This window comes from Clostridium sp. DSM 17811, assembly GCF_018861905.1.
Lineage (GTDB): Bacteria > Bacillota > Clostridia > Clostridiales > Clostridiaceae > Clostridium_AD > Clostridium_AD frigoriphilum.
Genome location: NZ_JAHLDU010000048.1, coordinates 1 through 17,563, shown reverse-complemented (window position 1 = coordinate 17,563; position 17,563 = coordinate 1). Strand labels below are relative to the sequence as shown.

Below are 17,563 nucleotides of genomic sequence, written 5' to 3'. Positions count from 1 at the left end.
CAGCGATATCTATTAGGTAATGCAGCATAAACAAAGCGCCTACCAAATGATAGACGCCTTGCTTGAAATCTTTAATTATTTCCACTGTCTACTTGACAGGGGGCAGTTCATAATGAATTCCTTTTTAATATATACATATATTCAATTTTAAATTAGGTAGAGTTAGTAATTTGTTTTAATTTAAGTTATTGTTCATTGTCTTATCACATATCCTAAAGACCTCTTATTTATAAACTTTTACTACCCTCTAAAAACTCTGAAGATTTAATTTTGTGCATTGGACTATCCCCTTTCTATTAGCGATTATTTTACTTTATCTAATGAAGGTTAACAGTTAATTATGCTTCTTTGTTTATGAGATAATAATAACATGGTAATTAATATTTGTAAAGAGTTATTTTTAATTAATAACAAATATCGTTAAGTGTGAAGTTATAAACTCCTCATCAAATTCACTATACCCAACACTAATGTCCTGCATGCCTAAAAGTTTGCATAAATCACTAAAAAGTCCTTTTCTATAAATTTTAAAATAAAAGCTACCAAAAGTTTTAAATGGAGCTCTTATTCGTGTAAAAGGTATTAAAGTACCACATTGTTAATACAATATTATAGAAGAAATATGAGTAATGGAATTGTAAAACACACATAAAAATGATAGAATAAAGCAAAGATAGAAAGTAGGTGTAATGGTTGATAAACACTGAAAATGAGCAACGGGTAAAGTTAGATGAGATATTAAAATCGCTGTTTGCAGTATCTAAGAAAGTACTAATTACAATGATGAATAGCTTATTCAAAGAAGATTTTGATGTTGAAATGACAGAAATAACATTCGAAAATAATGAATTTGTTTCAGATGATTACGATATAATACGTGGTGATTTATTTTTAAAGATATCAAAAGGGAATAAACCATATCATTATCATATAGAACTTCAAACTAAAAATGATGCAACAATGGAACAAATAAAAAAGAAATATGGAGAAGGAAGTTATGAAATAAAAGAAACTATTATGGAAGCAAAAAAAATATCAGAAACAATATCTAAAGAGGGAAGTCAATTATTTAATAATGCAGAAATAGATGGAGATGATTTACACCGAATATTGCTAGCGGTAGCAAATTTATTTGAATATCTTAATACAAAATATGGTGATGATGAAAAATTAAATGAGGAGGTGCGTAATATGACTAAGACTCTGTATGATCCGGCTGTAGAACAAAGAGGTATAGAGAAAGGGATAGAAAAAGGCATAGAACAAGGCATAGAACAAGGTGATATCAATGCTAGAGAAGAAATGGTAAAAGAAATGTTGCTAGATGGTGAAAGTATTGTGAAAATTAAGAAGTACTCTAAGTTAAGTGAGGAAGAAATAGAAAAAATAAAAAATAAGATAACTCAATAAAACGATAAAACGATATAAAGTACTGTAGATTAACTTCTATGGTATTTTTTTGCTTATCCATTAATATTACGGTTATTCTTACGATGACTCCACAAGCTCCCCGAAAGTTACCATGTAAGCTGATGAAGAAGTAAAAGAAATTATCTTTTTAATTTTAGTTAGTTATAATTATATTCGAAATTCAACGTAAAAACACCGTGAAATTCAATTCAATAATAAGGTGTTTTAAGGGGATTATTCGGTTTTAATAGTTGCACCGATTTATATGAATATTACGAAATTAAATTTTATTTTTTTTATTGAATAATTGAAATATGTAGTAGCTTATAAATGCCAATATTAAAGGAAAAACTGTGCTCACTATACTAGTAGTTATTCCATTACCATCATTAGAGCTAACATACGTCTTTAAACCCTCAATATTAAATCCATAAGCTATAACTTGACCAATTAAATATATAATACTGAAAATTTTTATTATTGCTTTCATCATGTCATTTTTAATATATATGTATAATACACATGATAAAAAGCTTGTATCACACAGACCAGCAATTAAGTCTATTTTATATACATGTCCTATAATTCCAAAAATAAATAATATCATCATTAAAATTCTTAATTTATACTTATTGAAAAATGTAATATTAATCTCCCCTCTTTTAAATTCATTTTTTATTCGCTTTATAATACCATTATGACGCAGTTTTCTACGATGTCGTCTTAATTAATAGTAATTATAGCATGTTTTTATATGAATAATCATCTTTTATTTGTAAAACTTGGTAAATTATTTTTCTTCATATTACATAAACCTACAGTTTTTGTTTGTTATTTACACTAAATTTATGTAGTGATATAGTACAAGAATAAGAAGGTGAAATATTATGATAGAATGTTTAAAAGATTTCTATGCATTAGATAATATTTTTAATACAAGTAATAATACCAATTATAAATTTGAAAATTTAGTTGGACTTAATAATTATGAATGTATACATCCAGTCAAACAAAGGAAAGTTTATGAAATTGCTAATCTATTATTAAAAGATAATGTTGGTAAGCACATCACTGATATTATAGTGTTCGGTAGTGCCACAACGCTTTTCTGTAGTAGCTTTAGTGATATGGAAAATAATAATTTTTATAAGAATGCTTGGGTGAAAGGGGTAAGAGTATATGAGCAATTATCTGTATCTTGCTAAGAGTGATTTGACTGATAGAAAGTATAAGACGATAATATAAGTTATTTAATTGTGTCTCTTCCTAAAGGGACACAGGTGCCAAATATAATAGTCGAAAGGAAATTTGAAATTATTAGATGGGTATCGGAGCCAAGATATAATGTAAATTTTAGAGAATCTAAAGAGGATATTTTAATTATATATACTGCAGCATTTGAATGGCTTAATAAAATAATGTTGATGCAAAGTAGATAATGTTAAATATTAAAGCCTGCAGGTTTTAATATACTCGTATATTCAATCTACTATGTTATCATCTGCAATAAAATCTACATCAACATTATATTTTATGTTTAAAAGTTCAGATTTAATTCTTAAAGACAATTAATGAATTAGAATATCATTAATATTTTTTATACCTAACGTAGTTAAGTTCTTATTTTTGTTATCACCTAGACTTTCTAGCGTCTTCTTCCACCAACAAAATCAAAAATAAATATAATTACAGCGATGACAAGCAACGTGTGTATCATTCCTCCACCAATATTAAGTACAAATCCCAATAGCCATAAAATTATCATTATTCCTAATAAAATGTACTCTTTCTTGGCAATAATTGAGATAAGTAATTATCAAAGATTGTAAGGAAGAGTATTTTTATGTTAAACATTTCAAAAGAAGTTTTAAGAGGTTATAAGATATTCTTTATCTATATTCCAGAAAATGAAGAGTAATAATGAAATATCACATTGGTGACAAATCTTATCATGGAAAAGGTATTGGAACATTTGTAACGAAAGAAATTGTTAATAAGGGTTTTCAAGAATTAGGGCTTAATAGAATTATGCTTACTGTTTCAGAAAAAAATATAGGAGCAGTTAAAGTATATACTAAGGCCAACTTTAAAATTGAAGGAGTTATGAAACAAGCGTTTTACAGAGAAGGAAAATTTCATGACAAGGTTATTATGGCAATTTTAAGATAATAATGTTAAAACTATTTTTAACAACAAAAAGAGAATTCAATAAATGAATTCCCTTTTAATATATATACATATTTAATTTTAAACTAAGTAGAGTATAGTAATTTATTTTAATATAAGTTATTTTTCTTTGTCTTATCACATATCATAAAGACCTCTTATTTATAAACTTTTACTACCCTCTAAAAACTCTGAAGATTTAATTTGATACAATGGACTATCCCCTTTCTATTAGCGATTATTTTACTTTATCTAATGAAGGTTAACAGTTAATTATGCTTCTTTGTTTATGAGATAATAATAACATGGTAATTGGTGTTTGTAAAGAGCTATTTTTAATTAATAATAAATATTGATGAATATAAAATTAAAAGAAAAATATGGTATAATACTATTAAGTCAGGCGACAATATATTAAGTGAATATATTACTTTAGAGTAGTATTTTAATATGATAAAAAGTTTTTAAAAAGCAATTTTCATATGCTTTGCAGATAAATAATAATTTATAGAATAGAAATAGCAAAGGAGAGTGTAGTATGATCGAATACAAATTTGATACGCAATTATTAATCGAAGGACATAATCTTTCTGAAGATACAATAAACGAATATATTACAAAAAATATTGAAGGTGATTGTTTGCTTGCTGTTGGTGACGATGAATTAATTAAAATTCATTTTCACACCAATACCCCATGGAAGGTGCTTGAGTATTGTACTTCTTTGGGAGAAATTTATGATATCGTTGTAGAAAACATGGAACGTCAAACCCTGGGCCTCAAAGGTTAAATGTATGTTTTAGGATTAACTTCGAGGGTTTTTATAAATTCAGTTACAAGACGCGGAAGTCCCATATAGTATACGGGAAATACGAATCCTATTTTCAAAGAATTACTTGTTCCACTAAAATAGTAAATAGTTGTACTCATTAAATCAACTCCTGATAAATAAATTCATTATTATAGTATCATACTTGTGACACACTTATTCTGTCGGTTGGGATTATTCCCAAAAATGAGCTTTCTCTACTAGCTGGAGTTAAACCTGATCCCCGTACTAAAGGCGCCATCGTTAATGAAAATTATGAGACAAATGTAAACGGGGTGTTTGCTGCAGGAAATATACTTCACGTACATGACCTTGTAGATTTTGTATCATTAGAAGCTACGAGCCTTTCAGATTCAGTCGCTCTATATATACAAGCTGATGTCATCATTTACCAAATTTGCACTATGTAAGAATTTATAACAGCTTGTGATAATGCATCTTAAGAAAAAGGCGCGTAAAATAATATTATTTAATCATTTTTAAGAAATCTTTTTTTAAAAAATTTTCAATATCATCTGAAGCACAATGAAAATAATCAGGATATTCTTCAATTAATGCTTTCTCTTCTTTATTTTGCTGAGTAATGTGTAATTCTATTAATATTTTAAGATCTTCAACATTTTCATCCAGTATCAATTTTAAGAACCGCTCGTGCTGGTCAATTACATAGTTAACTACTAATACATTCGACAAAGCCATAAATCGAACTCGCCGATAATGACCAGACATATTATCTAATGCTTCCCAGCATAGCATCTTATTAGATACTCTAAAGAAGACTTCGTGAAATTGATCATCATATTCTAAAAATGATTCCATGTCTTTTTTAGAAATACATTCCTTCTGCTTTTCCAAATTGTCCTTTAGCTCAGCCAAATCTGAATCTGAGTGGCATTTTAAAAATAATAATAATACCTTTTCTTCCACGCACAGTCGTAAAAACCGTTCTTCCTCAACTCTGTTTAAATCTATTTTTGAAATAATAGTCCCTTTTTTTGGTATCGTTGTAATGAGCCCTTCCTTTTGTAATTTAATAAGTGAATCTCGTACTGGAGAACGACTAACCCCCAACTGTTCTGCAATTTCTTTTGTATTAATAGATTCACCAGGTTTTAAATTTAAATACATGATATTCTTTCGTAAACTATAATAAACGCTGTCGCCAATTGTGACAGCTCGTTTTTCTTCATAAGACATAAGATACCTCCAAAGTATTTGTTATATGCTAATCTAATATTATACCACATAATATTAGATTATTTCTAATATGCAAATAAATATTCTGAAGTTTACTAGGGCATTTATTGATAAAGATTTATAAAAATGTTATTAAAAGTTTTATTGACATAAATATATAACCATGGTAACATACTAATATACTAACATGTTACCAAATGAAATGAGAATTTAGTTTTGATAAATTAAATCAGTTATTTTTTTGACCAACATGTAATGGTTTACCTATATCTAATAGCTCTTAAAAAATACAAATATTAGGGGGATCAATATGAATCTAGAAGTACAAACTCAAATTGACACTAAAATGGAAAGAAGAAAGAATTTAATTCTGTTGTTATTATTTCTAGCAGGTGTAGTGAATTATCTGGATCGTTCTGCGCTTTCTATATCGGCACCGTTCATTCAAAAAGATTTAGCTTTATCATCAATAGAAATGGGTGCCATTTTCAGTTGCTTTTCTATAGGATATGCATTATTTAACATAATCGGTGGAATTGCTTCTGATAAATATGGTGCAAAAAAAACATTATTAGTAGCCATGATTGTCTGGTCATCTTTTAGTGGATCTATTTTCTTTGCAGTAGGATTTCTTAGCTTGATAATTATAAGAATTTTATTTGGAATGGCTGAAGGTCCATTATCAACTACAACTAATAAAATGATAAATACTTGGTTTCCACCAAATAAGAGAGCTAGTACAATGGGAATTGCTAGTAGTGGAACACCACTTGGCGGTGCAATTTCTGGACCTATTATAGGATTTATATGTATTAAATATGGTTGGAGAATTTCTTTTATTATTATCATGTCTATTGGGTTTATTTGGGCTATTGCTTGGTGGAAAATCGCTAAGGAGAAAACAAATAATGAATATCATGAGGTGGAAAGCAAGGTAGAAGGTTCGAAAAATATACAAATTGAACAAGAAAAGCCTATTAATAAGATAAAAACTTCTTTTTACTTGAAAAAGAAAACGATTATATTTACTGCTATCGCATTTTTTTCATATAACTATATCTTGTTTTTCTTTTTAACTTGGTATCCAAGTTACTTAATTAAAGAAAGAGGACTATCTATAGCAACAATGAGTATTGTAAATATAGTTCCATGGACGTTAGGGTTTATAGGATTAGCCTTTGGAGGAATTCTTTCTGATAAGTTAGTTAAAAAATTCAAAAATAGACATGTTCTATTTTCTAGAAAAGTTATTGTAGTTAGTTGTCTATTTATTGCCGCAATTTCTATTATTTTAGCAGGAGTAATGAAAAATACAGTGGGATCTATTTCAATGCTAGCAATTGCCGTATTTTTTATGTATTTGACAGGTGCTATATATTGGGGAATTGTAGACGATGTCGTAGATTCTAATAATGTAGGTTCAGTAGGTGGATTTATGCATGCCATTGGAAATTGTGCTGGTATTCTAGGACCTTTGGTAACTGGATTTATAGTGCAGTATACAGGTGGATTCACAACAGCATTTATTTTAGCTGGACTTATTGCTTTGGTCGGTTCTTTAGGGGCATGGAAATTTATAAAACCAATTACTAAAGAAGAATATGCGAATGCTCCTAGGGTTGCTATAAAATAGAATATTTAATATTTATTTAAATAAAATAATTTAGGAGATGTCAAAATGAAAGCAGTTATGATTAGAAAACCATATGACTTACAAATTGTAGAGATGGATGAACCTGTAATTACGGAGCATGATAATGTATTAATTAAAATGAAAGCGGCGGGTATTTGTGGTTCTGATGTGGGTATTTATCATGGTCAAAATGCAGCAGCTACTTATCCAAGGGTTATTGGACATGAGATGGTTGGTGAAGTAATAGAGATTGGTAATAATTGCACGAAAATTAAAGTTGGTGATAGGGTAATTATAGATCAAGTAGTTAACTGTGGTGAATGCTATGCTTGTAAACATGGGAGAGGTAACGTTTGTGCAAACTTAAAGGTAAGGGGAGTGCATATTCATGGTGGTTATCGTGAATATATTGCAGTTCCGGAATCTGATGTTTATATATTGCCAGATGATTTATCATATGAGGATGCTGTAATGATTGAGCCAGCTACGATTGCAGTACAAAGTTGTTTTAGAGCTGAGCTTTGTAAAGAGGATACTTTACTTATCCTTGGATGCGGTGCTTTAGGAAGCAGCATATTAAGAATTGCAAAATTAAGTGGAGCCACGATTATTGTAGTGGATGTGGTAGATGAAAAAATTGAAAGAGCAAAACAAAACGGTGCAACTTATGGAATAAACCTTTTAAAGGAAGATGTAGTGGCAAGGGCTAGAGAATTGACCGGCGGATATGGACCAACAGTTTCTATTGATGCAGCTTGTACAAAAGACTCACTTGCTACACTTCTAGAATTAACAGGGAATGCAGGTAGAGTAATTACAATGGGATTTTCTATAGATCCAACAGTTGTTACTCAATTTAAAATTACTTCAAAAGAATTGGATGTAAGAGGTTCTAGATTACAAAATAAAAAATTTCAAGAAGTTTTAAATTTAGTTAAAGAAGGAAATTTAGATTTGAAAAATAGTATTTCTCATACATTTAATTATCTAGATGCACAAAAGGCATTTGATTTTGTAGATAGTAAAGATCCTAGTATTAGAAAGATAGTATTAACTTTTGATAAGTAATTAAAATTTATAGAATTATAAAAATATAGAATTATAAAAATATAGAATTAAAGGAGAAAAAAATTATGGATATGACATTAAGATGGTTTGGAAAAAAATTTGATTCAGTAACTTTGGAGCAAATTAGGCAAATACCAGGAGTTACTGGAGTAATTACAACACTATATGATACAAAACCTGGAGAAGTATGGGAAACTGAAAAAATTCGTGAAATTAAAAAAGAAATTGAAGATGCAGGATTACAACTAAAAGGAATTGAAAGTGTAAATATCCATGATTCAATTAAAGTAGGAACACCTGATAGGGATAAATATATTGATAATTACATTAAAACTTTAGAGCGATTGGGACAGGAGGGTGTAGATTTGGTATGTTACAATTTCATGCCTGTATTTGATTGGACACGTTCAGATCTTGCAAAATTAAGAGAAGATGGGTCTACAGTATTATCCTATGATCAAGAGTTAATTGATGCAATCGATCCAGAAAAAATGATGGATTCTATGGATAAAAAGTCTAATGGTTTTGTACTCCCAGGATGGGAACCGGAACGTATGGCAAAAATCAAAGAATTATTTAATTTATATAAAGATGTAGATGAAGAAAAATTATTTTCTAATTTAAAATATTTTTTAGAAAGAATTATGCCAACGTGTGAAAAATATGGTATTAAGATGGCGATTCACCCTGATGATCCATCTTGGCCAGTGTTTGGTTTGCCAAGGATTATGACATCAAAAGAAAATTTATTAAAATTAGTAACTATGGTTGATAGTCCTTGTAATGGAGTTACTTTATGTACAGGCTCCCTTGGATCCAATCCAGATAATGATATTCCAGATATTATACGTTCATTAAAGGGGAAAATTCATTTTGGTCATCTTAGAAATATTAGACATATTGCACCAGGTAAGTTCGATGAAGCTGCACATTTGTCTTCTGATGGTTCTCTTGATATGTTTGAAATAATGAAGGCATTATATGATATTGGATTTGATGGAGTTATTAGACCCGATCATGGAAGGGCAATTTGGGGAGAAGTAGCTATGCCTGGATATGGGTTGTACGATAGGGCTTTAGGAGCTACGTATTTAAATGGTATTTGGGAAAGTATAAAAAAATGTCTAAGTAAGTAAATTTAGGTGATATATAGTTGAAATAAATAGGAGGAATAGTTTTATGAAATCAGTTTATTTGGAGAAACCAAATGTGCTAAGAATTGAGGAAATTAAAGAACCTATTAGAAAAGAAAGTGAAGCATTAATAAAAATTAAATCAGTAGGTATCTGTGGCTCAGATGTAGGAGCATTCAGGGGGTCTAATCCTCTTGTTAGTTATCCAAGAATTATAGGACATGAATTAGCAGGCGAAGTATTGGAAATAGGCGAAAACAAAAGAGGTATAAAAGTTGGAGATAAAGTAATTATTGACCCATATATATATTGTGGCAAATGTTACCCATGTAGTATAGGAAGAACTAATTGCTGCGAAGATTTAAAGGTATTAGGAGTGCATATTGATGGTGGCATGGTTGAAATGTTTACGCATCCTTCGGAAATGTTATATAAGGTTCCAGATAATATACCCTGGGAACAAATTCCAGCAGCTGAGCCTTTAACTATAGCTTTACATGCTATTCATAGAACACATGTTAAAGCAGGAGAACATGTAGTTATAAATGGAGCAGGTGCCATCGGTGTTCTTAGTGCTTTATCAGTAATAGCCTATGATGCAATTCCAATATTAGTTGATATTATTGATGAGAGATTACAATTTGCAAAAGGATTAGGAGTAAAGTATATTATTAATCCTAATAATGAGGATTCAATCAAGGCAATAAAAAAGATTACTAATGGAAGAATGGCAGAAGTAGTAATTGAAGCTTCTGGTGCTAATTCCGCTATAAGAAATACTATTGATTATGTATCATATGGAGGAAGAATTGCTCTTACAGGATGGCCTAAAAAAGAGACAAGTATTCCGACAGATATGTTAACAAAAAAGGAAATTGATTTTGAAGGATCAAGAAATAGTGCAAATGAATTTGAGGAGGCATTAAGATTAATGTCTAAAGGAACTGTTGATGTTAAATCGGTTATTAGTAAAGTAGTAACATTAGATCAGGTTCCAGAGGCAGTAAAAGAGCTTTCAGAACATCCTGAAAGATATTTAAAAATTAATGCTATATTATAAGAATTAAGAAAATTCTTAAGTTAATAATATAGATTGTCTATGTAACGTTAGACATCTATATTGTTAATTTCAATGAGTACTGGGTTTAAATATAATTAAAAACTATTTATAAGAGAGGATGTTCTTAAATATGAAACAAATAAACTTAGAGTTAAATAAATCAAGTATTAAAAAAATAGAAGGATGGAAAAAAGCAGGAATAGAACTTCCAGAATTTGATTGTGACAAGATGTCAGATTTAACAACAGAAAATCCTACATGGGTGCATTTTGGAGCAGGAAACATATTTCGTGGATTTATTGCAAATTTGCAACAAACGTTGTTAAATAATGGAATTGCGGATACGGGTATTGTGGCAGTTGAAGGATATGATTATGAAATTATAGATAAAATTTATACTCCTTATGATAATTTAAGTTTACTCGTAACTATGAAACCTGATGGTTGTTTAGATAAAAAAGTCATTGGAAGTATAGGGGAAAGTTTAGCATATGATTATTCAAGGGAAGATGAATGGAAAAGACTACAAGATATATTTAAAAATCCATCATTAAGCATGGTAAGTTTCACTATAACAGAAAAAGGTTATAGTTTAAAAAACATTTCAGAGAAAGATGTAGTAGATGGACTAAAACATCCTAGTAGTGTTATAGCTAAGGTTGCATCTTTAATGTACGGAAGGTATAAAACTTTAGAATTACCAGTTGCTCTTGTAAGTATGGATAATTGTTCGCACAATGGAGAAAAACTCTATAATGCAATAAATTCAATTGTAGAAAAATGGGCTAATGATGGGTTGGTTGAGAAAGGCTTTCTAAAGTATATCAATAATCCAGATAAAGTATCATTTCCATGGAGTATGATAGACAAAATTACACCAAGACCCTCAGATAGTGTTAAAAAAACATTGAATTTAAGTGGGTTTGCTAGTACAGATATTGTTATCACAAAAGGTAATACTTATATTGCACCTTTCGTTAACGCAGAAGGACCACAATATCTTGTATTAGAAGATAGTTTTCCAAATGGACGTATGCCACTTGAAAAGGCTGGAGTGTTTTTTACTGATAGAGAAACTGTTGAAAGGGTAGAAAAAATGAAGGTGTGTACTTGTTTAAATCCACTTCATACTGCTCTTGCAATTTTTGGATGTTTACTTGGATTTAATCTTATTGCAGATGAAATGAAAGATCCTGCTTTAAAGAAGCTAGTGGAGAATATTGGCTATATTGAAGGGATGCCAGTGGTTGTTAATCCTAAAATATTCAATCCAGAAGATTTCATTAAAGAAGTAATTGAGGTAAGACTTCCTAATCCATATATACCAGATACTCCACAAAGAATAGTATCAGATACTTCTCAAAAAATTGGAATAAGATTTGGCGAAACAATTAAATCTTATATAGAAAGAGAGGACCTAGATCCTAAAAGTCTTAAATATATACCACTTGCTATTGCTGGTTGGTGTAGGTATTTAATGGCTAAAGATGATAATGGTAAGGAAATGGAACTAAGTCCTGATCCTTTACTAAATAAACTTAAAGCTTATGTTTCGGATATAAAGTTAAGTGAAACAGAAAACGTAGGTAATAAGTTAAAACCAATACTTTCTAATGAAGAAATATTTGGGTTGAATCTTTATACTATAGGTCTTGGAGAAAAAGTGGAAAATTATTTCAATGAAATGATTGCTGGTGTTGGAACAGTAAGGTTGACATTGAATAAATATGTAAATTGCAAGTAACTTTCAATTTATGTAGTATAAATCAGCATCCGTGCATACAAATGCTGGGGTAACTGTTGCTGTGGCATTAATGTCAATAGGTATTTGTTTCTTATATCTAATTGGATCCATTTATTGGGCAATTGATAAAAAATGACTTTATAGAAGTAGATATTATTAATAAGTGATTTTTAATAACAAAAAGGGAATTCAATAAAATGAATTCCCTTTTAATATATATACATATTTAATTTTAAACTAAGTAGAGTATAGTAATTTATTTTAATATAAGTTATTTTTCTTTGTCTTATCACATATCATAAAGACCTCTTATTTATAAACTTTTACTACCCTCTAAAAACTCTGAAGATTTAATTTGATACATTGGACTATCCCCTTTCTATTAGCGATTTTCTTACTTTATCTAATGAAGGTTAACAGTTAATTATGCTTCTTTGTTTATGAACTAATAATAACACGGTAATTGATATTTGTAAAGAAATATTTTTAATTAATAATAGATATCGAACAATCTGACCTTGAGATACTTAAAGCATTCTTTTATTTAAGGGCCTTGATTTATTTAAAAAAAAGGAGTATATTAATACGGTACTATAGTGTACCCGATGGTACGTATGAGTTTTACTGGGAGATGATTAAGATAGACGAAAAGCAAAAATTGATTATGGATGTAGCAAAAGAGTGTTTTAGTAAGCAGGGACTTCAATTTACTTCAATATATGATATTGTAAAAACATGTAAAATATCTAAAGCCACTTTTTATAAACATTTTTCAACAAAAGAGGATTTAGTTTATGAAATATTAGCTTATTCTAATAAAAATTTTCTAAGTAGAGCGAGAGCTATTGATGTAAGCCTTGAAATAAATAATAAAAATAAATTGAAAAACAAGATAATTCTAGTGTTGGAGTATTTGATTTCTAATACCCCTTTTAATTTATTTATAATAGAAAATTTTTCTCAGATAAAAGGACAACCAATGTATAAATTTAAAGAAACCATAAGAGACAATTTATTATCAGAGTATCACAAGAGTTTAATTACGCTATATGGTGATGAAATAGAATCTATTGTTTGGGAAATTATATTTTTAATAGATAGTTTGGTACATGAATTTATTTTGATTATGAGGATTAAGAAGGAAGAATTTGAACTGAACTTTGTTTGCGATTATGTTATACGAATTATAGAGATGACAATAGACGAGCTAAAAAAAGTTCCAGCTGTTATAGATAAATCTTTCTTTTACTCTGAGAATAGTGATTTAGAAGATAATTTATTTTCATCTGAACAATTGCTTATTTATAAAACAATAGGAGAGATAAAAGATCTTATTGTAAAACATGACACTGTTATTGAACGAAAAAAATTAACAGAAGCAATAAACATGGTAGAAAAAGAAGCTAAATTAGGATTATATAATTCCTTAATTATGGATGCAATGCTATCATTTTTGGAAAAAGAAAAATCGTTAAAAATAGAGATAGCTATATTTAACAAGTTGAAAAGTAAATTAGGGGATGATACTCGTGAAGGTAATAAGTAAAAAAGAAAGAAATATAATTGTATCTATAGTAATAGTAGGGTCGTTTTTAAGTTTGCTTAGTCAGACAGTGCTAACGGCAGCACTACCAAGTATAATGAAAGATTTTAAAGTGGATGCTAACATAGGTCAGTGGTTGACTACAATTTATTTGCTAGTACTCGGTATAACTATTCCAACTACAGGATATTTAGTAAATAGGTTTAGCACAAGAAGATTATATCTTAGCGCTATGGGACTTTTTTTTATAGGATGTATATTTTCTATATTTGCTACAACATTTAATCTTATGGTAGCTTCGCGTATTATTCAGGCAATGGGAGCGGGTATTCTTGTACAATTGGTACAAATTATTGTACTAAAGTTATACCCTATTGAGAGCAGAGGTGCGGCTATGGGTATAATCGGGATCACAGTTGGGTTCGCTCCATCAATTGGGCCTACACTTTCTGGATTTGCAATCGACGCTTTTGGGTGGAGGAGTTTGTTTTATATACTTGCGGGTATATCTATTTTGGATATTGTAACAGCATTTTTCTTATTAAAAAATGTTGGTCAAACCAGAAAAGATAAATTAGACATAAGATCTCTCATTTTATCTACATTGGGATTTGGAGGACTACTTATTAGTTTTAGTAATCAAGGAAGTTATGGATGGGTAAATCCAATTACATATGTTCCATTAGTTGTTGGCGTTATATCACTTATTATTTTTACTCGAATACAAATTAGTTCTGAAACTCCATTTTTAGAGTTAAAAGTGTTTAAAAGTAGTGTGTTTACGGTTAGTACTATTTTAACCTGTATTATTTATGCTGCTATGATGTCAGCTACGATTCTGCTTTCTATTTATATTCAAAGCATTCGTGGGTATTCTGCTGTTAGCTCTGGGCTTATAATGCTTCCAGGTGCTTTATTTTTAGCTATATTAAGCCCTACGACGGGGAGAATACTAGATAAACATGGGCCACGTATTTTATGTATAGTTGGTATGTCAATGCTAGGTATAGGAACATATGCTTTTTCATATTTAGGTGAAAATACTTCAGTAATCTACGTATCTATTATGTATTCTTTTAGAATGATAGGTCTGGTCATGATCTTATCCCCACTTACCACTTGGGGAATTAATTCACTTGATAATAAGCAGATTGCACATGGTGCTGTAATTAATAACACATTACGTCAAGTATCGGGCGCTATTGGTTCAGCTATTCTGATTACTGTAATGACAAATGCTGTTAAGCATAGTGGACAAACATCAGCTATACTTGCGAGTATTCATGGAATGAATGTATCTTTTAGAATGGCCTCAATTTTAATTGCAATTGGCCTTGTAGGTATAGTCCTTTATGTAAAAGATGGAAGGTCAAGAGAACAAGTTGTGAATTTTGAAAATTGTACAGCGGAGTCAAATGAATAAATAAAATGAAGACTACTTAGCATAAGCTGTCTTCCTAGTTTTTAACAAGATATAATGGAATTCAGTAATAAACTGAATTCCATTTAAGTATATATAAGTATGTTAATTTTTAATTAATAATAAATATCGTTAAGGGTGAGTTTATAAAGTGGCTATTTTAGATCAATACCCACTTGTTCACTACTAGCTATACTCATAACACAAAGTTCTTTTAGTACTTCTGCAAATAACTCGTAAAGCTCTTTAAGTCGTTCAATATCCCTAATTACACCATTTACCACAAAATACAATTCATCTACATTACTTGGAAAGTCACTAGAAAAAAACCCATCATCATCTTTAACTTCTAAGTGTATTGAGCTTTGTAGTTCTAATAAATTTCTTATTTTTTCATTTGAAAATAATTGAGTTAGTCTTTCACTGTTAGTACCCTTTATTATAAAGTTCTCATCAAATTCACTATACCCAACACTAACATCCTGCATGCCTAAAAGTTTGCCTAAATCACTAAAAAGTCCTTTTCTATAAATTTTAAAATAAAAGCTATCAAAAGTTTTAAAGGGGGCTCTTATTCGTGTATATGTTCTAGAATTGTTCCCACTACCAGAAGAATATGTGTCAAATAAAATAATCCAATTACCCACACGTGCCTCTACCATACCACTTTTAAAGAAACCGCACTCTATATAATCTGCATTAATTTCCCTAGATAGTTGTTCCCAAACTTCTTTTTTACTTGGTCCAAATAATCCCATTTTATTCCTCCTATGATTTGTATCCCTATAAATATAAACTATGTTAACATCATATTCCATATATTTTTATAATTAAATACTAAAAACATAAAACGTCATTATGGTGACATGAAAATAAATAAATGTAATTTTTAACAACAAAAATGGAATTCAATAAATGAATTCCATTTTAATATATACATATATTTAATTTTAAACTAAGTAGAGTATAGTAATTTATTTTAATTCAAGTTATTTTTCTTTGTCTTATCACATATCATAAAGACCGCTTATTTATAAACTTTTACTACCCTCTAAAAACTCTGAAGATTTAATTTTGTGCATTGGACTATCCCCTTTCTATTAGCGATTTTCTTACTTTATCTAATGAAGGTTAACAGTTAATTATGCTTCTTTGTTTATGAGATAATAATAACATGGTAATTGGTATTTGTAAAGAACTGTTTTTAATTAATAACAAATATTAATTAAAAAAGATTAAGATATAAATATATTTTTATAATAGTACATAGTAAAGCAATATATGGTGAAACTAATTTATATTGTTATAATAATATTTGAAATTATAAGGAGGAAACAAAGTGGAAAATATTAAAGTAGTATGTAGTTGTTTAAATGTTACAGTACAAGATATAACAAATGCTATCGAAAATGGTGCTAAGTCATTTGAGGAAGTGCAAGCAGTTACGAAAGTCGGTACTGGATGTGGTAAATGTATAGATTCAGTTAAAGAATTAGTTGCTGAATTGTTAGTATAGTTATTGCTAATATAAAAAAAGAGTGTATTTTAGGTTATGTATATTCGTCTATCTTGCGTTTATCTTCCCTATTATCTTGCTCATCTTTTTTATCCATAATTTCACGCTCCTACAATTATAAGTACATTATCTCTATTTTATTAAGAAAGAAATAATAACAGCCAAAATAGTATTAGTTGATCCTACAACCATAGCAAAATTCGTGATTTTACTTCTTACCATTTTATCGTTTTCTTTATCAATGGAAGTAACTGATCTAAACCTTTTTTTACTAATAAAAGTACCGTTTAATGTTCCTGCTAAACCAAAACATACTAAAGCTATACTTCCACAGATTTTAATAGATAATACCCAATTGTTCAGGACTTTACCTAAAACAATACTAACACACATTATAATAAAACTTGAAATGATTATTTTTTTGATTTTCATCACCCCTTAACAAATGGATTCATTCTAAAACTTATTTAAGAGCCGAAATTAAATTTTCTATGTTATTATTTTTAAGTTTTACAAGGCTTACTTTAATTAACATCATAGTCTATATAATTTTGTAATTAAATACTAAAAGCATAAAACGTCATTATATCGACATGAAAATACATAATTATAACTTGTAAATGATCAATTTATGCAAAGTATTAAAATAACTCGATAAGATAATTACTAGTAATAAAATGAAAACCGACTTGTATTAATAAGTAAATTTTAACAACAAAAAGGGAATTCAATAAATGAACTGCCCCCTGTCAAGTAGACAGTGGAAATAATTAAAGATTTCAAGCAAGGCGTCTATCATTTGGTAGGCGCTTTGTTTATGCTGCATTACCTAATAGATATCGCT

19 protein-coding genes are annotated in these 17,563 nt (G+C 29.2%); 13 read left to right on the top strand and 6 right to left on the bottom strand.

All coding sequences use genetic code 11. The features are described 5' to 3' along the window. Window positions 1-693: 693 nt before the first annotated feature. Window positions 694-1,410, top strand: coding sequence for a hypothetical protein (locus tag KPL44_RS24005; protein ID WP_253201929.1), 717 nt, complete (start codon window positions 694-696; stop codon window positions 1,408-1,410). A gap of 280 nt (window positions 1,411-1,690) precedes the next feature. On the opposite strand, the gene KPL44_RS24000 is transcribed toward KPL44_RS24005, so the two are convergent. Further along, the gene (locus KPL44_RS24000; RefSeq protein ID WP_216255746.1) at window positions 1,691-2,020 is read right to left on the bottom strand and encodes a hypothetical protein; all 330 of its coding nucleotides are present in this window, start codon (window positions 2,018-2,020) and stop codon (window positions 1,691-1,693) included. A gap of 277 nt (window positions 2,021-2,297) precedes the next feature. Between KPL44_RS24000 and KPL44_RS23995 the strand changes: the two genes are divergently transcribed. Beyond that, window positions 2,298-2,615, top strand: a complete 318-nt coding sequence (locus KPL44_RS23995; protein WP_216255744.1) for a hypothetical protein — start codon at window positions 2,298-2,300, stop codon at window positions 2,613-2,615. Between the two features lie 440 nt (window positions 2,616-3,055). Here the strand turns inward: KPL44_RS23995 and KPL44_RS23990 are convergent, their stop codons facing one another. Beyond that, window positions 3,056-3,190 carry a lmo0937 family membrane protein gene (locus KPL44_RS23990; protein ID WP_216255751.1) on the bottom strand — a complete coding sequence of 45 codons (135 nt, stop codon included), beginning with the start codon at window positions 3,188-3,190 and terminating at the stop codon, window positions 3,056-3,058. Between the two features lie 140 nt (window positions 3,191-3,330). Here KPL44_RS23990 and KPL44_RS23985 point away from each other — a divergent pair, with 140 nt between their 5' ends. Both KPL44_RS23985 and KPL44_RS23980 read left to right on the top strand, forming a co-directional pair. Continuing rightward, entirely contained in the window at window positions 3,331-3,579 is a 249-nt protein-coding gene (locus KPL44_RS23985) for a GNAT family N-acetyltransferase (RefSeq protein WP_216255742.1), read from the top strand. Between the two features lie 535 nt (window positions 3,580-4,114). Further along, a complete protein-coding gene (locus KPL44_RS23980) occupies window positions 4,115-4,366 on the top strand; it encodes a kinase to dihydroxyacetone kinase (protein WP_216255739.1) in 252 nt (83 codons plus the stop codon). Here the strand turns inward: KPL44_RS23980 and KPL44_RS23975 are convergent. Beyond that, the gene (locus KPL44_RS23975) at window positions 4,363-4,506 is read right to left on the bottom strand and encodes a hypothetical protein (RefSeq protein WP_407935036.1); all 144 of its coding nucleotides are present in this window, start codon (window positions 4,504-4,506) and stop codon (window positions 4,363-4,365) included. The two genes, KPL44_RS23980 and KPL44_RS23975, sit on opposite strands and share 4 nt — an antisense overlap. A 57-nt stretch (window positions 4,507-4,563) precedes the next feature. On the opposite strand from KPL44_RS23975, the gene KPL44_RS23970 reads away from it, so the two are divergent. Next, the gene (locus KPL44_RS23970; RefSeq protein ID WP_216255748.1) at window positions 4,564-4,815 is read left to right on the top strand and encodes an NAD(P)/FAD-dependent oxidoreductase; all 252 of its coding nucleotides are present in this window, start codon (window positions 4,564-4,566) and stop codon (window positions 4,813-4,815) included. A 55-nt stretch (window positions 4,816-4,870) separates the two neighbouring features. Here the strand turns inward: KPL44_RS23970 and KPL44_RS23965 are convergent, their stop codons facing one another. Further along, a complete protein-coding gene (locus KPL44_RS23965; RefSeq protein WP_216255737.1) occupies window positions 4,871-5,602 on the bottom strand; it encodes a GntR family transcriptional regulator in 732 nt (243 codons plus the stop codon). 310 nt (window positions 5,603-5,912) lie between these two features. Between KPL44_RS23965 and KPL44_RS23960 the strand changes: the two genes are divergently transcribed. The 7 genes from KPL44_RS23960 to KPL44_RS23930 all read left to right on the top strand — a co-directional run bounded on the left by KPL44_RS23960 (window position 5,913) and on the right by KPL44_RS23930 (window position 15,206). Continuing rightward, a complete protein-coding gene (locus tag KPL44_RS23960; RefSeq protein WP_216255735.1) occupies window positions 5,913-7,235 on the top strand; it encodes an MFS transporter in 1,323 nt (440 codons plus the stop codon). Between the two features lie 45 nt (window positions 7,236-7,280). Continuing rightward, entirely contained in the window at window positions 7,281-8,303 is a 1,023-nt protein-coding gene (locus KPL44_RS23955; protein WP_216255733.1) for a zinc-binding alcohol dehydrogenase family protein, read from the top strand. Window positions 8,304-8,368: 65 nt separating this feature from the next. Next, complete coding sequence (uxuA, locus tag KPL44_RS23950; protein ID WP_216255731.1) at window positions 8,369-9,439, top strand: mannonate dehydratase; 1,071 nt, start codon at window positions 8,369-8,371, stop codon at window positions 9,437-9,439. 43 nt (window positions 9,440-9,482) lie between these two features. Next, window positions 9,483-10,496, top strand: a complete 1,014-nt coding sequence (locus tag KPL44_RS23945) for a zinc-binding alcohol dehydrogenase family protein (RefSeq protein WP_216255730.1) — start codon at window positions 9,483-9,485, stop codon at window positions 10,494-10,496. Between the two features lie 130 nt (window positions 10,497-10,626). Then, window positions 10,627-12,240 carry a mannitol dehydrogenase family protein gene (locus KPL44_RS23940; RefSeq protein WP_216255727.1) on the top strand — a complete coding sequence of 538 codons (1,614 nt, stop codon included), beginning with the start codon at window positions 10,627-10,629 and terminating at the stop codon, window positions 12,238-12,240. Between the two features lie 631 nt (window positions 12,241-12,871). Next, the gene (locus tag KPL44_RS23935) at window positions 12,872-13,786 is read left to right on the top strand and encodes a TetR/AcrR family transcriptional regulator (protein WP_216255726.1); all 915 of its coding nucleotides are present in this window, start codon (window positions 12,872-12,874) and stop codon (window positions 13,784-13,786) included. Then, a complete protein-coding gene (locus KPL44_RS23930; RefSeq protein WP_331703067.1) occupies window positions 13,770-15,206 on the top strand; it encodes an MDR family MFS transporter in 1,437 nt (478 codons plus the stop codon). The genes KPL44_RS23935 and KPL44_RS23930 overlap by 17 nt, the downstream gene beginning before the upstream one ends. A gap of 152 nt (window positions 15,207-15,358) precedes the next feature. Here KPL44_RS23930 and KPL44_RS23925 read toward each other — a convergent pair whose 3' ends face one another. After that, window positions 15,359-15,961, bottom strand: a complete 603-nt coding sequence (locus tag KPL44_RS23925) for a DUF3137 domain-containing protein (RefSeq protein WP_216255721.1) — start codon at window positions 15,959-15,961, stop codon at window positions 15,359-15,361. A gap of 581 nt (window positions 15,962-16,542) precedes the next feature. On the opposite strand from KPL44_RS23925, the gene KPL44_RS25630 reads away from it, so the two are divergent. After that, window positions 16,543-16,719: a (2Fe-2S)-binding protein gene (locus KPL44_RS25630; RefSeq protein ID WP_216255718.1), complete on the top strand. Its 177-nt coding sequence runs from the start codon at window positions 16,543-16,545 to the stop codon at window positions 16,717-16,719. A gap of 132 nt (window positions 16,720-16,851) precedes the next feature. On the opposite strand, the gene KPL44_RS23915 is transcribed toward KPL44_RS25630, so the two are convergent. Beyond that, a complete protein-coding gene (locus tag KPL44_RS23915) occupies window positions 16,852-17,151 on the bottom strand; it encodes a DUF5316 family protein (protein ID WP_216255716.1) in 300 nt (99 codons plus the stop codon). Window positions 17,152-17,563: the final 412 nt, after the last annotated feature.